12 protein-coding genes are annotated in these 15126 nt (G+C 63.8%); 6 read left to right on the forward strand and 6 right to left on the reverse strand.

What is annotated here, in order from left to right; translation table 11 throughout:
* Positions 1–93 precede the first annotated feature (93 nt).
* Complete coding sequence (locus FJV83_RS13110; protein ID WP_142886110.1) at positions 94–492, forward strand: hypothetical protein; 399 nt, start codon at positions 94–96, stop codon at positions 490–492.
* Here the strand turns inward: FJV83_RS13110 and FJV83_RS13115 are convergent, their stop codons facing one another.
* Positions 493–1284, reverse strand: a complete 792-nt coding sequence (locus tag FJV83_RS13115) for a gamma-glutamyl-gamma-aminobutyrate hydrolase family protein (protein WP_246691852.1) — start codon at positions 1282–1284, stop codon at positions 493–495.
* A 246-nt stretch (positions 1285–1530) separates the two neighbouring features.
* Here FJV83_RS13115 and FJV83_RS13120 point away from each other — a divergent pair, with 246 nt between their 5' ends.
* The gene (locus tag FJV83_RS13120) at positions 1531–2640 is read left to right on the forward strand and encodes a TRAP transporter substrate-binding protein (protein WP_142886111.1); all 1110 of its coding nucleotides are present in this window, start codon (positions 1531–1533) and stop codon (positions 2638–2640) included.
* Between the two features lie 185 nt (positions 2641–2825).
* On the opposite strand, the gene FJV83_RS13125 is transcribed toward FJV83_RS13120, so the two are convergent.
* The 4 genes from FJV83_RS13125 to FJV83_RS13140 all read right to left on the reverse strand — a co-directional run bounded on the left by FJV83_RS13125 (position 2826) and on the right by FJV83_RS13140 (position 7389).
* The gene (locus FJV83_RS13125; RefSeq protein WP_095792053.1) at positions 2826–3854 is read right to left on the reverse strand and encodes a zinc-dependent alcohol dehydrogenase family protein; all 1029 of its coding nucleotides are present in this window, start codon (positions 3852–3854) and stop codon (positions 2826–2828) included.
* Positions 3855–3867: 13 nt separating this feature from the next.
* Entirely contained in the window at positions 3868–5718 is a 1851-nt protein-coding gene (locus tag FJV83_RS13130) for a TRAP transporter large permease subunit (RefSeq protein ID WP_095792052.1), read from the reverse strand.
* Complete coding sequence (locus FJV83_RS13135; RefSeq protein ID WP_095771591.1) at positions 5715–6299, reverse strand: TRAP transporter small permease subunit; 585 nt, start codon at positions 6297–6299, stop codon at positions 5715–5717. Before FJV83_RS13135 ends, FJV83_RS13130 begins: the two co-directional genes overlap by 4 nt.
* 184 nt (positions 6300–6483) lie before the next feature.
* Positions 6484–7389, reverse strand: a complete 906-nt coding sequence (locus tag FJV83_RS13140; RefSeq protein ID WP_095771934.1) for a branched-chain amino acid ABC transporter permease — start codon at positions 7387–7389, stop codon at positions 6484–6486.
* A 143-nt stretch (positions 7390–7532) separates the two neighbouring features.
* On the opposite strand from FJV83_RS13140, the gene FJV83_RS13145 reads away from it, so the two are divergent.
* The 3 genes from FJV83_RS13145 to FJV83_RS13155 all read left to right on the forward strand — a co-directional run bounded on the left by FJV83_RS13145 (position 7533) and on the right by FJV83_RS13155 (position 12369).
* Entirely contained in the window at positions 7533–8144 is a 612-nt protein-coding gene (locus tag FJV83_RS13145) for a CGNR zinc finger domain-containing protein (RefSeq protein WP_095771592.1), read from the forward strand.
* Positions 8137–8670, forward strand: a complete 534-nt coding sequence (locus FJV83_RS13150; protein WP_095771593.1) for a hypothetical protein — start codon at positions 8137–8139, stop codon at positions 8668–8670. The genes FJV83_RS13145 and FJV83_RS13150 overlap by 8 nt, the downstream gene beginning before the upstream one ends.
* A gap of 219 nt (positions 8671–8889) precedes the next feature.
* Positions 8890–12369, forward strand: coding sequence for an indolepyruvate ferredoxin oxidoreductase family protein (locus FJV83_RS13155; protein ID WP_142886112.1), 3480 nt, complete (start codon positions 8890–8892; stop codon positions 12367–12369).
* Positions 12370–12460: 91 nt separating this feature from the next.
* Here the strand turns inward: FJV83_RS13155 and FJV83_RS36955 are convergent, their stop codons facing one another.
* Positions 12461–12757: a DUF604 domain-containing protein gene (locus FJV83_RS36955; protein ID WP_245318064.1), complete on the reverse strand. Its 297-nt coding sequence runs from the start codon at positions 12755–12757 to the stop codon at positions 12461–12463.
* Between FJV83_RS36955 and FJV83_RS13160 the strand changes: the two genes are divergently transcribed.
* Entirely contained in the window at positions 12737–14821 is a 2085-nt protein-coding gene (locus FJV83_RS13160) for an EAL domain-containing protein (RefSeq protein WP_246691853.1), read from the forward strand. The genes FJV83_RS36955 and FJV83_RS13160 overlap by 21 nt on opposite strands.
* Positions 14822–15126: the final 305 nt, after the last annotated feature.

Here is a 15126-nt window from a genome sequence, read left to right on the forward strand (position 1 = left end):
TTGACGCCCGCAGTGGCTCCGCCACATTTATTAACGCCAGCTTAACCCTTTGAAATCATTCTCTATCCGGCCCGTGTGCGTGGATGAGACAGAATGAAAACGCTTTTCGCATTGATCGCCGCCGCCGCCTTGTTTGGCGGCGTTCATCTGTTTCATGACGGCAATGGGGAAAGCGTCGCCAACGAGGTCACGCCATCCAACACCTACAGGCTGGTCGCCAATGGCGATGAGAGGGCCTGCGCGGTGAGCCGCGGGGCCGAAATTTCGGATGGCCTGTCCCTGCTCACTGTTGCTTCGACATGCCGTCGTCTGATGCCTGGCATAGAACGGGCAAAGTTCTGGCGCCAGCAGAATGACGGCACGGTCGCCTTCAGCGCCAACGGCATCGACCCGATTGTCACCTTCGCCGTGGCTGATGGCGAGGGTTACGAATCCTATGCGCCTGCCACGCCCTTGCTGTCGCTGGCGGGCGACCGCAACACCGGCGGCTGATTACTCCGCCGCGGCCCGCGAGCCAGCCTTCGCGGCGGCGTGCAGGCGCACCGCATCGCCGAAGGCGCGAAAAATCTTGACCGAGTTGCTGTCCGAGTTGACCCAGTACTCCGGATGCCATTGGACACCGACGGCGAAGGCGCGTGCTCCCTTGACCGAAACCGCTTCGACCGTGCCGTCCGTGGCGACCGCCTCGATCTCGAGCTTCGACCCGAGCCGATCGATCGCCTGGCGGTGCAGCGAATTGACCTTGATCTCGCCGGCGCCGAACACACCGGCCAGGCAACTGCCCGGTTTGATCGAAATGGTCTGGTGGATGGCGAAGCGCTCGTCCTGTTGGTCGCTCGCCGGCGCGCGGTGATCGAGCGAACCCTCGCGCTCCTGGATCTCGGTGCCCAGCGTGCCGCCGAGCGCCACGTTCAACTCCTGGATGCCACGGCAAATGGCAAGCAGCGGCACGCCGCGCTCGATCGCCCGACGGATCAGCGGCAGCGTGGTGGCGTCGCGCGCCGGATCATAGGGACCGTTGGCTTCGCTGGCATCGCCACCATAGAGCGAGGGGTGCACGTTGGATTTCGAGCCGGTGACCATGACGCCGTCGACCGAGGACAGCAGTTCATCGAAGTCGAGCCTGTCGCCGAACGACGGCACCAGCAGCGGGAACACGCCGGCGCCGGCAACCGCCGCTTCCAGATATTGCTGCGGGGCGGCATGCCAGGTGTAGTTGTCGAACTGACGGACGTCGGTCGATATGGCGACGAGCGGCTGGTGCATTTTGGGTCTGTTTTCCATCTGGCAAGGGATATCCTGCCTGCAAAATAGGCGATCCCCGGGCATTTTTCCATGCCAAGTTTCGGCGTGTCGCATGGGCCACGAAACCGCACGTTAGACTATAGTTGCAGGGCTGCATGGCTCGGTTACCAAATCTGGTCGCCGTGCTGGACTAGACTTCTCGCCTGTGTATTGTTTCGGCCAACCGATACGGGAGCCCGAGGATTTCCCGGATGTCGGTCTGTTGGTCCAAAAGGGAGGAATTGCATGGATCGTCGTTCATTCATTCGCAAGGCCGGCGTGACCGGCGTCGGCGCCGCGGCGGCGGCGGCAACGCTTGCGGCCCCGGCAATCGCCCAGTCCAATCCCAAGGTAACATGGCGGCTTGCGTCGTCCTTCCCGAAGTCGCTCGACACCATCTATGGCGGCGCCGAGGTGTTCTCCAAGATGCTGTCGGAAGCCACCGACGGCAATTTCCAGATCCAGGTCTTTGCCGCCGGCGAACTCGTGCCCGGCCTGCAGGCCGCCGACGCCACCACGGCAGGCACGGTCGAAGCCTGCCACACGGTGGCATATTATTACTGGGGGAAGGACCCGACATGGGCGCTTGGCGCGGCGGTTCCCTTTTCGCTCAACGCGCGCGGCATGAATGCCTGGCACTACCATGGCGGCGGCATCGACCTGTTCAATGAGTTCCTCGCCACGCAAGGTCTCTTCGGCCTGCCGGGCGGCAACACCGGCGTGCAGATGGGTGGCTGGTTCCGCAAGGAAATCAACGCGGTCGCCGACCTCTCGGGCCTCAAGATGCGCATTGGCGGCTTCGCCGGCAAGGTGGTGCAGAAGCTCGGCGTCGTGCCACAGCAGATCGCCGGCGGCGACATCTATCCGGCGCTGGAAAAAGGCACGATCGACGCCGCCGAATGGGTCGGCCCCTATGACGACGAGAAGCTCGGTTTCTACAAGGTCGCGCCCTATTACTACTATCCCGGCTGGTGGGAAGGCGGCCCGACCGTGCATTTGATGTTCAACAAGGCGAAATACGAAGAGCTTTCGCCGGCCTACAAATCGCTGCTGCGCACCGCCGCGCAGGCCGCCGATGCCGACATGCTGCAGAAATACGATTATGTGAACCCGGCGGCGGTGAAGCGGCTGGTCGCCGGCGGCGCCAAACTGCGTCCGTTCAGCCAGGAGATCATGGCCGCCTGCTTCGAAAAGGCCAACGAGGTCTATGCCGAGATGGAGGCATCCAATGCGCCGTTCAAGAAGATCTGGGAATCGATCAAGGGCTTCCGCAAGGAGCACTATCTCTGGGCGCAGGTGGCCGAATACAATTACGACACCTTCATGATGGTCCAGCAGCGCAACGGCAAGCTGTAAACTGTCCCATCGCGTTCGTTCGAGAGACCCCGGGCAGCTCGTCCGGGGTCTTTCTTTTCAGATTGGCGAGGAACTAACCTCGACCAGTATTCCGCCCGGCGCCATGCAGTAGAGGTCGTCGATTTAAAGCCCCCGCGTGCCAGGCGGCGTAACGGCAAGCGGGTCCGGCGCGACTGGCCTTTGGTTCAGCCCCGACCTGGCACCACCAGCACCTTGACCTCGCCGGGCGCCGGCGGGTTGGCGATCACGGCGACCGCCTCTTCGAGCGGCACCTGCCTGGAGATCAGCCGGTCGATCTCGATCGCGCCCGAAGCGATCAATTGGGCGGCGCGGCGGTGCGTGTAGGGATTGAGGAACGAACCGACCACCTTCAATTCCCGAAACAGCAGGTCGAAAGGCTCGAATTCCGCCTTCATGCCTTGCGGCGTCACGCCGACGATGACGACGGTGCCGCCGGCCCTTGCCAGCCGCATCGACTGCTCGACGGTATCGCGCACGCCGGCGCATTCGAACACTACGTCGGCGCCTCCGGGCATCATGCCTGCGGGTCCCGCGATGGCATCGATGACGTCGCCGGCGGTAGGATCGACCGTCGCCGTCGCGCCGAGCGCTTCGGCAAGCGTGCGCCGCGAGGCCTGCCTGGTCGACAGAATGATGGTCGTGGCACCGGCCAGTTTTGCCAATTGCACGGTCAGCAGGCCGATCACGCCGCCGCCCAGCACGATCACCGAACTGCCCGGCTTGATCTCGGCAAGGTCGACGCCATGCAGGCAGCAGCCGAGCGGCTCGCAGAAGGCGCCATGCGTCGGCGGCAATTCGGCGGGCAGGATGAAAGCCTGTTTCTGCGGCAGCACGACATACTCGGCAAAGCCGCCATCGCGGTGGATGCCGATGGCATTGAGATTGCGGCAGAGATTGACCCGGCCGGCATGGCAATGCGGGCACCGTCCGCAGGCGATGTTGGGATCGCCGGTGACACGATCGCCGACGGCAAAGCCGGAGACACCGTTGCCGATCGCCTCGATGATGCCCGAAAATTCATGTCCGGGCGTCACCGGCGGCCGGCAGGGAAATTCGCCGTGGAAAAGATGCCGGTCGGTGCCGCAGACGCCGCAGGCCTCGATCCGCACCAGAAGCTCGTCCGGGCCGGCGACAGGTTTGCCGACTTCCCGCAGCGCAATGCTGCCCACCGCCTCCAGCCGCACCGCCTTCATGACGCCGTCCCCATCAATTGAAGCTCGGCGGCTGCGAAAGGTCCGGCGCCGGCGCCGCCGGCTTGGCCGGCGGTGCATCGCCGAAACTTGGCGGTTGCGACAGGTCCGGCGCCGCCGGCTTGGCCGGCTGCGCATCGCCGAAACTCGGCGGTTGCGACAGGTCCGGCGCGCCGGGCGCGGCCGGTGCGCTGCCGCCATTGGCAGGGGCCGTGCCACCAGCCGGCGGTGTACCGAGCGGCGACAGGCCGGGCACCTCCGGCACCTTGTAGTCGATCGTGCCCGGATCGATCACCGTGCCCTTGTAGCGCATCACCATTTGCGGGAAGGCGATGGTCAGTCCGATCATCACCACCTGGATCAGCACGAAGGGCACCGCGCCCCAATAGATCTGGCCGGTCGTCACCGGCGCGATCTTCTTGCCGGTAAGGCGGTCGAGATAGGGCACGCGCGCGGCGACCGAGCGCAGGTAGAACAGCGCGAAGCCGAAGGGCGGATGCATGAAGCTGGTCTGCATGTTGACGCCGAGCAGCACGCCGAACCAGATCAGGTCGATGCCGAGCTTGTCTGCCGCCGGCGCCAGCAGCGGCACGATGATGAAGGCCAGTTCGAAGAAATCCAGGAAGAAGGCCAGGAAGAAGACGAGGATGTTGACGCCGATCAGGAAGCCGACTTCGCCGCCCGGCAGCGAGATCAAAAGGTGTTCGACCCAGATGTGGCCGTTGACGCCGTAGAAGGTCAGCGAGAACACGCGCGCGCCGATCAGGATGAACAGCACGAAGGACGACAGCCGCGTCGTCGAGGTCAATGCCTGCTTGATCACGTCCAGCGACAGCCGGCCTTTTGCCGCCGCCATGATCAACGCGCCGACAGAGCCCATGGCGCCGCCCTCGGTCGGGGTGGCGATGCCGAGGAAGATGGTGCCAAGCACCAGGAAGATCAGTGCCAGCGGCGGGATCAGCACGATGATCACCTGCTGCGCCAGCCTGGACATCATGTTGAAGTTCAGGCGTTTGTCGGCAATTGCCACGATGTAGATGAAGAGCACCCCTACGGTGGCGCCGAGAATGTCGGCATTGTCGCCATGAGCTGGCGCGAGATAGCGATACGCGGCATAGGAGATGGCCACCGCCACCACCAGCGCCACCAGCAGCGACAGAACACCGTGGCCAAGCGTGCGTGCTTCGAGCGGCAGCGCCGGCACCATTTTCGGCCGGAAGATCGATACGATGAGGACGTAAAGCGCGTAGAGGCCGGTCAGCACCATGCCCGGGATCAGTGCGCCGGCGTACATGTCGCCGACCGAGCGGCCGAGCTGGTCGGCAAGCACGATCAGCACCAGTGATGGCGGGATGATCTGGGCCAGCGTGCCGGATGCCGCGATAACACCGGCAGCCAGCCGCCGGTCGTAGCCGTAGCGCAACATGATCGGCAGCGAGATCAGACCCATGGCAATGACGGATGCCGCCACCACGCCGGTGGTCGCCGCCAGCAGCGCGCCGACGAAGATCACCGCATAGGCGAGGCCGCCGCGGATCGGACCGAACAACTGGCCGATCGTGTCGAGCAGATCCTCGGCCATGCCAGATCGTTCGAGCACGATGCCCATGAAGGTGAAGAACGGAATGGCCAGCAGCGTGTCGTTAGACATCACCCTGCTGCCGTAGAAATTATCCGGCAGTGCGTGCAGAAGCGGCCAGGCGAGATTGATCGATCCACCAGAATAGGGCGAGAGGAGCACGCCGATGAAGAAAAACATCAAGCCGTTGGCGGCCAACGAGAAGGCCACTGGGTAGCCGATCAGCAGGAAGATGATCAGCGAGGCGAACATGATCGGCGCCATGTTCTGGGCGATGAATTCCATCATGAGCGCACCTCGTCGGCCAGTGCCTTGGCTTCGAGTTCGGCTTGCTCATGTGCCGATATGAACGGATTGGGGTCGTCCATGTCGCCGCGCATGATGGCGATCTTCTTGATGATTTCGGAGATGCCCTGCAGGGCCAGCAGGAAAAAGCCGACCAGCAGGATGGCCTTGGCCGGCCAGATGATAAGCCCGCCGGAATTGTTGGACATCTCGCCGCTGCGAAACGACAGCGAGACGTAGGGAACGAAATAGATGACCATCAGCGTCACGAACGGCATCAGGAAGATGAGATGGCCGAGAAGGTCGATCCAGTGCTGCACGCGGCGTGAAAACAGGCCGTAGACGACATCGATGCGGATATGGTCGTTCTGCTTCAGCGTATAGGCGGCGGCCAGCATGAAGGCGGCGCCGAACAAATACCATTGCAGCTCCAGCCAGGCATTCGACGATATGTCGAAGATCTTGCGGATGACGGCGTTGGCCGCGCTCACCAGGATCGCCAGCAGGATCAGCCAGGATACCGATTTGCCGATGAATTCGTTGGCGCGATCGATCACCCTGGATAGAGCGAGAAGCCCTGCCATGCATTCCTCCCTTTTGTCGGAGGCGTGTCGGCTCCCCTTATTCCGTCACGCCGCTTGGTCCAACGGTATGCCGCGCGTGGACTGACGGGTCAACAAGGATGGGAGCAACAAAACAGCATCAACTGAAAGCGAGGGGCGGAGACTGGCGGTCTGCCCCGGCGTCATGCAACCAAAGTCTGATGGTTCAGACGACCTTGCCGGTGTCGCGGCCGGCGCCGATCAGGATCAGCATGGCCACCAGGAACAGATACATCCACGCATCGCGCCATTCGATCGGGAAATAGCCGGCCCACAGTGATTCGGCCATGCCGAAGGCGGCGGCACCCAGAGCCGCCCGTGGCGGCGAGAGATAGCCGCCGACCGCGGTCACGAACAGGATCTTCAGGCCGTAGACGAGACCGGAACCGAAGCTGACATTGCCGTAGTAGAGGCTGGCCATGACGCCGGCCAGCGCGGCGCAGAAGCCGCCGAGCAGCACGGCGTTCCGGAACACGCCGCGAACGTCGATGCCGCACAGCGCGGCGGCGCGCGGGTCGTCGGAGACGGCCCGCCAGCGCCGGCCGAAGCTGGAGCGGGCAAAGGCGGAGGTGGCCAGTGCGACCGCCGCCAGCACCACCGCGCAGTCGAGCACCTGGATCAGCGTCAGCGTCGCCTTAAAGCCGGCGCCTTCGGCAAAGACGATGGGCTGTGCCAGCATTGGCGGCAGCCACAGATCATGCGTATCGGCGGCGATGCGGCTAGCTTCCGACAGGACGATCAGGATGCCGAGCGTCGTCACCACGATGGCGTTGGGCGTGCGGTCGGCCAACGGTTCGAAGACGCTGCGCGACAGGACATGGCTGATCAGCGCGGCATAGAGGAATGCCGCGACGACGCCGAACAGCACCGACGCCAACAGCGTCAGCCACAGCACCTGGTAGCCGAAGGCGACGCTCAGGATCATTGCCTGGCCGCTGAAGGCGAAGAGCGCGCCATAGGCCAAGTTGGTGCGGTGAAGGATGCCGTTGATCAGCACGTAGCCGAAGGCGAGCAGCGCGTAGAGCGCGCCGGAATGCAGCCCGTTCAGCACCTGCTGGAAGAAATAGAGCATGCTCAACAACACCAAAAGCATCTCGCCGACAGCGGTTGGGACGACGGAATGCTCGAGACAAAGGCGACGATACCCTGCGCAGAAGAGGTTTGCATCGCCGAATCTAACTTGTCAAACACGATTTATTGGTTAGATTTTGCAGCATGACAGTTGCCTGGACCCCGCACCGCTTCACTGGCGGCCTGCTTGCGCTCGATACGGCGAACACCGTCGTCCTGCGCGGCGATCCGGAGCGCACGTTCGACCGCTTCGACGATCCGGCCGAAATCGCCCGCTTCGCCGACGCGGCCAGCGGTTTTCGGGCCGCCGAACTCGGCGACCGGCGGCTTGCCGTGTCTTCGCCGACGGCAATCGCACCCGTCGTGCTGTCGATCCGCGAGACGACCGACCGGCTGTTTCGCGGCGCGGTGTCGAATGGCGCGGTCGCCACCGCCGACTTGCCCGATTTCCTGCGCGCCTGTGCCGAAGGCCTGGCCGGCAGCCGGACCGAGATCGGCGCACCGGGAAGGCCGTTCGGCGATCCCCGTGTGCCGATCCCCTTCGAGGCGGCGCTGGCGGTCTCGGCCCTTTCGCTGCTGCGCGACGACACGGTCGCGAGGCTCAGGATCTGCCCCAACTGCACCTGGCTGTTCGTCGACAGAAGCCGCAATTCCAGCCGGCTTTGGTGCGATATGGCTGTGTGCGGCAACCGGCAGAAGGCCAGTCGTCACTATCGTCGCCGCCGCATGGCGGCCCATGAGGTCAAGGATGCCTAGAGGATTTTCACGCGCGCTCGTTGCCGGCGCCATGTTGATTGCCGCAGCGACCCTCGGCGCCTGCCGCGACACCGGCGGCGAGGGCAAGCTGTTCGAGGTTTCCGGCAAGATATTCGTCTTCAACTACCGTCTCGCCAGGGCGACCTATGTCGTGACGCTGCGGCCCTTGCAGCCGATGGGCGAGGGCCAGGTGGCGGTTGCCAGCTTCCAGAACCCGGCCGGCGGTGCGCCCTTGGTGGTCGAGCAGAAGGTCTGGCCGAAGCTCGACAAGGTCAGCCTGGAGAGCCCGGCGTTGACATGCATCGTCAAGAACAAGCCCTATGCCATCGCCATCAGCATCAAGGGACCCGACGGCGCGGTCCTGCAGAAGATCGACACCACGCTGATGTCGACGGAAGACCAGTCGATCCTGCCCGACCGGCCGCTGGTCATCGACCAGCTCTATACGGCCAATCCCGACCTCGCCGGCCATCCCGGCGGCAAGCTGCCCGGCGAGCCGAAGCCGGACTGCTCGAAAGCCGGCTGACACCTTCCGACGGCATCGATTCCGGCCGGAGTTTTCGTGCGCCGAGGCACTCTCGGCGTGCGGTTTCATGCGCGCTCCTGCGCCCGCCGGACTGTTTGTTGCGCGTTGCCTGGCCCCTGCGATTTTGTTTGACCTCACTTGCAAGGGGAGAAAGGATGCGTCATCCGACCCCGACGTTGGCTGCCCGCCCCCGCGCGGCCTTCGCAGAGGAAATGCCTGATGACGCTGCATGATGTCGCGCTCGACGACAAGTTCGACCTCGGGAAGGAGCGCATCTTCCTGTCCGGCGCGCAGGCGGTCATCCGCATGCTCCTGATGCAGCGCGAGCGCGACCGCCGCGCTGGCCTGAACACGGCCGGCTTCGTCTCCGGCTATCGCGGCTCGCCGCTCGGCGGCCTCGACATGCAGCTGTGGAAGGCGAAGAAGCAGCTCGCCGGGGCCGACATCGTCTTTCAGCCAGGCCTCAACGAGGAGCTCGCCGCCACCGCCTGTTGGGGGTCGCAGCAGACGGAGCTGCTGGGCGAGGGCACCCATGATGGCGTCTTTTCCGTCTGGTACGGCAAGGGCCCGGGCGTCGATCGTTCGGGCGACGTGTTCCGTCACGCCAATCTCGCCGGCTCGTCCAGGCATGGCGGCGTACTTGCGCTCATGGGCGACGACCATATGGCCGAATCCTCGACCAACGCGCACGCCACCGAATTCCTCTTCGTCGACACCATGGTGCCGATCCTCAACCCGGCCGGTGTCCAGGAGATCATCGATTACGGGCTGTACGGCTTTGCCATGTCGCGTTTCGCCGGCACCTGGGCGGCGATCAAATGCGTCAAGGACAACATCGAATCGACGGCCTCGGTCGATGCCTCGCTCGAGCGATTGAACATCGTCGTGCCGGAGTTCGACATGCCGCCGGGCGGCCTCAACATCCGCCACGAGATCGACATGCTGGGCCAGGAGGAGCGGCTGCACGAATACAAGCGTGCCGCGGCCTCCGCCTTCATCCATGCCAACGGGCTGGACCGCATCGTCTATTCGGGCGGCCGCAGCCCCAAGCTCGGCATCATCACGCTGGGCAAGAGCTATCTCGATGTCCGCCAGGCCTTGGAGGACATCGGTATCGACGAGGCCGGCGCCAACCGCATCGGCGTGCGGCTGTTCAAGGTAGGCTGCCCCTGGCCGCTCGACCTGCATCACATCGCCGAGTTTGCCCGCGGCCTCGACACCATCGTCGTCGTCGAGGAAAAGCGTTCGCTGATCGAGGTGCAGCTGCGCGAAAGCCTCTACGGCACCGCCTCGCAGCCGGTCATAGTCGGCAAGAAGGACGAGCGCGGCGACTGGCTGTTTCCGGCCAAGGGCGCGCTTGATCCCAACGAGATCGCCATTGCCCTTGGCGAGAGGATCGTCAAGACCATCGGGCCGTCGGAGGAGATCTCGGCGCGGGTCGGCAAGCTGCGCCAATTCCAGGCGATGCTGGCGGACGCCACCGACATCGGTTCGCGCACGCCCTTCTTCTGCTCGGGCTGTCCGCACAATTCCTCGACCAAGGTGCCGGACGGTTCGATCGCCGCCGCCGGCATCGGCTGCCATTTCATGGCGCTTTGGATGGACCGCAACACGCTGGGCTTCACCGCCATGGGCGGCGAGGGCGCGCAATGGGTTGGCCAGGCGCCGTTCTCGAAGCGCGGCCACATCTTCCAGAATCTCGGCGACGGCACCTACAATCATTCCGGCACGCTGGCGATCCGCTTCGCTTTGTCGAGCGAAGCCAACATCACCTACAAGATCCTCTACAACGATGCGGTGGCCATGACCGGCGGCCAGCCGCATGAAGGCGGCCTGACGGTGGACATGATCGCCAGGCAGGTGCGGGCAGAAGGTGTCGACCGCATCGCCATCGTCACCGACGAGCCCGACAAATATGCCGGCAAGGTCGAATTCCCGGCCGGCGCCACCATCCATCACCGCGACGATCTCGATCTGGTCCAGCGCGAGCTGCGCGACGTCAAGGGCGTGTCGATCCTGCTCTACGACCAGACCTGTGCCGCCGAAAAACGCCGGCGGCGCAAGCGCGGCACCTTTCCCGATCCCGATAAGCGCGTCTTCATCAACGAGCTGGTCTGCGAAGGCTGCGGCGATTGCGGCGTGCAGTCGAACTGCGTCTCGATCCAGCCGGTCGAGACCGAATTCGGCCGCAAGCGCAAGATCGACCAGTCGAGCTGCAACAAGGACTTCTCCTGCGTCAACGGCTTCTGCCCGTCCTTCGTCACCGTCCACGGCGCCAAGATCCGCAAGGCCGAGGGCCTTGCCGGCAAGACCGATCCGCTTGCCGGCGTGCCGACACCGGCCGAATTCCCGTTGGGCGCCGAGGGCTGGGCGGCGATCATCGACGGCGTCGGCGGCACCGGCGTCGTCACCGTCGGCGCCGTGCTCGGCATGGCGGCCCATCTCGAGGACAAGGGCTGCGGCATGATCGACATGGCCGGCCTGGCCCAGAAGGGCGGCTCGGTGTTCACCCATGTCCGCATCGCCCGCACGCCGGACGACATCCATGCCATCCGCGTCTCGGCGGGCAAGGCCGACCTCGTGCTTGGCTGCGACCTCGTCGTGTCGGGCGCCAAGAAGGTGCTGACCGCGGTGCGCGAGGGCCATACGATCTTCCTCGCCAACACCGCCGAGATCATGCCCGGCGAGTTCGCCCGCTCGGCGGATTTCTCTTTGCCGATTGAGCGCCTGAAGAAGGCGATCCGCACCGCCGCCGGCGACGACAAGGCGCATTTCTTCGACGCCACCCGCACCGCCACGGCGCTGTTCGGCAATTCGCTCGGCGCCAACATGTTCATGCTCGGTTTCGCCTTCCAGCATGGCGGCCTGCCGCTGTCGGCCGAGGCTGTCGAGAGGGCGATCGAGCTCAACGGCGAAGCGGTGGCGATGAACATCGCCGCCTTCCGCTGGGGCCGCCGCGCGGCGCACCAGCCGGATTTCGTGCGTGGCCTCGTCGCCCAGCCGGGCAAGGCGGGACAAACAACCCCGGTCGCGCAGACGCTGGACGAGATCATTGCCCGGCGTGTCGCCTTCCTGACGGCCTACCAGAACGCCGCCTATGGCAAGCGCTATGCCGACAGGCTGGCGCTGCTGCGCGCCGCCGAGGCCAGGGCCGTGCCGGGCTCGACCGCCGTGACCGAGGCTGCGGCCAGGAACCTGTTCAAGCTGATGGCGATCAAGGACGAGTACGAGGTGGCGCGGCTCTACACCGACGGCTCCTTTGCCGCCGAGCTTGGCAAGCAGTTCCAGAGCTATGAAAAACTCGAATTCCACCTCGCTCCGCCGATCATGGGTCGTCGCGGCAATGACGGCAAGCCGAGGAAGTCGAGCTTCGGCCCCTGGATGATGAAGGGTTTCCGCCTGCTGGCGGCGCTGAAGGGGCTGCGCGGCACCGCTTTCGACCTGTTCGGCTATAGCGCCGAAAGGCGCATGGAACGGCAGCTTTTGGCGCAGTATGAAGGCGATCTTGAACTCGCCGCCAGGTCGCTGGCGCCGGGCAAGGCCGAGGCGGCGGTCGCACTGGTTTCGGTTCCCGCGATCATCCGTGGTTATGGCCATGTCCGGCAGGCCAGCGCGGAAAAGGCCGCGGGCGAGCGTCGAAGACTGGTCGAGCGACTGACCCAAACCATGCCGGTACCGGTTCTCAGTGCCGCTGAGTGATTCCTCCACCAACGCCCGAAGCCTGGCGCAAGGTTCCTCTTGCCGCTGCGGGCGGGCCGAAGCCGTAGCTTAAGCCCTGTCTAAGCCTTTCTTAAGGCGGTTGTGGCATGACAAGGCTTAGCGTTGGGCCGATCATATGGGCAAAACAAAGACCGAAAGCATCCCCGCGGATGTCTATATCCAATTTGTGCGGTCGTTGTTCGACAACGCGCACATGTTGGTGATCGGTGGCGTGTGCTACTGGATCCTCGGATTCATGATTTATCTGCGCACGCAAAATCCGTTGTTTCTCGCCTTTTCTTTTGTTCTGCTGCCGATCAGCCTTCTGCGTTATTTCGGTATTCGCAGCTTCCTGAGGACGGGCGGCATGATTGCCGACGTCGAACACGCACACCGATTGGAGCGCAGTTACATCCTCAAGGGCTGCTTGCAGGGCCTCGGATTGGGTGCGCTGTGCTTCGTGTCGATCTATGTGTATCCCGACCCATTCGCCGAACTGGCGGCGATGTCGCTGACCCTGGCGACCCTGGTCACGGTTGTCGCCCGTAATTACGGGTCTCCGCGCATGGTGCGGATTTTTTCGGTAACCTTCATCGGTCCGGCGGCGCTAGCGCTCCTGCTGCGTCTGGATGCCCCGTCCGTCGTCCTCGGTCTGATGATCTTCCCGATGACGTTCATTACCATCAACAGCGCCGACCATGTTCGCAATGTGCTGTTTTCCGCGGTCATCGGCCACAAGCAGGCGAAAAGCATAACGCGCAAGTTCGATCGCGCGCTCAACACCATGTCGCACGGCCTGGTCATGCTCGGCCCTGACGGGCGCGTCGCGGTCGCCAACGCCGAGGCCGCCCACCTGATGTCGCTGAAATCGGCCGACGCGCTGCTCGGGCGCTCCATCCACGGCCTTCTGATGCGCGGTGTCGCCGGCGGCATGCTGGCGCCGAAGGACTGCCGCTACGTCGAGGCGCAACTGACGCGCGCCCTGCGCGAGGGCAGGGACCGCAAGGTGCTTGTTTCGCTCGCCAACGGCCAGCATTACGAATTCTCCGCGCGCGAAGGCAGCCAGGAACTCGGCGTGATCACCTTCGAAGATGTCACGGCGCGCGTCGAAGCGGAGGAAAAGATCCGCTTCATGGCGCGCTACGACAATCTCACCGGCCTTCCCAACCGCGCCTATTTCCACGAACTGGTCGGCGAGTTGATGGCCTCCGGGGACCGGGATCGCCTGTGCGGCCTCGCCGTGATCGACCTCGACGATTTCAAGAGTGTCAATGACACGCTCGGCCATCCGATCGGCGATGGTTTGATCTACGCGGTCGCCGAGCGTCTCGCCGCCGTTGCCGGGCAAGGCATCACCGTCAGCCGTTTCGGCGGCGACGAATTCATGGTCTTCTTCGACCGCATCGAGGATGAGAGCCATCTGACCATGCAGATCGACGAGATCTTCGCGGCATTGCAGGGCGAGGTGGACGTCGCCGGGCATGGATTGCGGATCCAGGCCAGCGCCGGCGCGGTTCTGTCCAAGGTCGCGGAAACCGATGTCGATGCCATGATCGTCAAGGCAGACCTCGCGCTCTACAAGGCCAAGGAGCTTGGCAAGAACGGCTGGCGGCTGTTCGAGGCGGCAATGGACGCCGCCTTCCGCAACCGGCAGCTGATGAAGGCGGATCTCCGCAGCGCGGTGGAAACCAAGAACCTGCGGGTCGTCTACCAGCCGATCGTTGCGATGGACACCATGCGCATCGCCAGCTGCGAGGCGCTGTGCCGCTGGGACCATCCCGATCTCGGACCGATCTCACCCGGCGTCTTCATCCCGCTGGCCGAGGAGATGGGCATCATCTCCGAGATCAGCACCTTTGTGCTGCATGCAGCTTGCACCGAATGCGCCAAATGGCCTGACCAGACCAGCGTCTCGGTCAATCTCTCGGCGAGGGATTTCCGCAGCCGCGACGTCATCCAAAAGGTGCGCGATGCGTTGGCTAATTCCGGCCTCGACGCTAGCCGCCTAGAGATCGAAGTCACGGAAACCGCGCTGCTCGACGACAAATCCATGACCCGCCAGTATATCGAGGAACTGAAGCAGCTTGGCGTCCGCATCGCACTCGACGATTTCGGCACCGGCTATTCAAGCCTGAGCTATCTCCATAAGCTTCCACTCGACAAGATCAAGATCGACCGGTCGTTCGTGATGGACGTCACCCACAATCCGCGCTCGCTTGCGCTGTTGAAGGGCGTCGTCGACCTGACCCGTGTCCTGGGACTGACCGTCACCATCGAAGGCGTGGAAACATTCGAGCAGCTTAAGATCCTCATGCGTTCGGTGAGGCCGGATCTTGTCCAAGGCTTCCTGTTCGGCGCAGCGCTCAGCGCGTCGGGCATCGAGACGATGTCGAACGTCACCTGGCCGTTTGCCGCGGATTTGCGTCTCGCCGCCAAGCGCACAGTCGGCTAGCTTTCGTCGCAGGTTCTTGCCAGTTGAAGCTGATAAAGCGCGTTGCTTGGATCGTGCGACAGGTACGAGCCAGAATATTTGTTTGGTGGCGAAAAATCCAAAGCAAAGCGCGCAGTAGTTTTGGCCGAATTTGAATAAGCGAAAGGTTTGACTGGATCGGCGCATCTGTCAAAGCGGAACGCTCCAGTGCTTTTCGCGCCCGAGTTTGCAGCGCTCTTCATAGGAATGCAGACTTGGATTCGAACGTCCAAGCTGCTCCTTCAGCAACCACTCTGCAGCCAAGGATCTCTGGCTGTTAAGGTTAA

The sequence above is a fragment of the Mesorhizobium sp. WSM4307 genome (genome assembly GCF_007003945.1).
Lineage (GTDB): Bacteria > Pseudomonadota > Alphaproteobacteria > Rhizobiales > Rhizobiaceae > Mesorhizobium.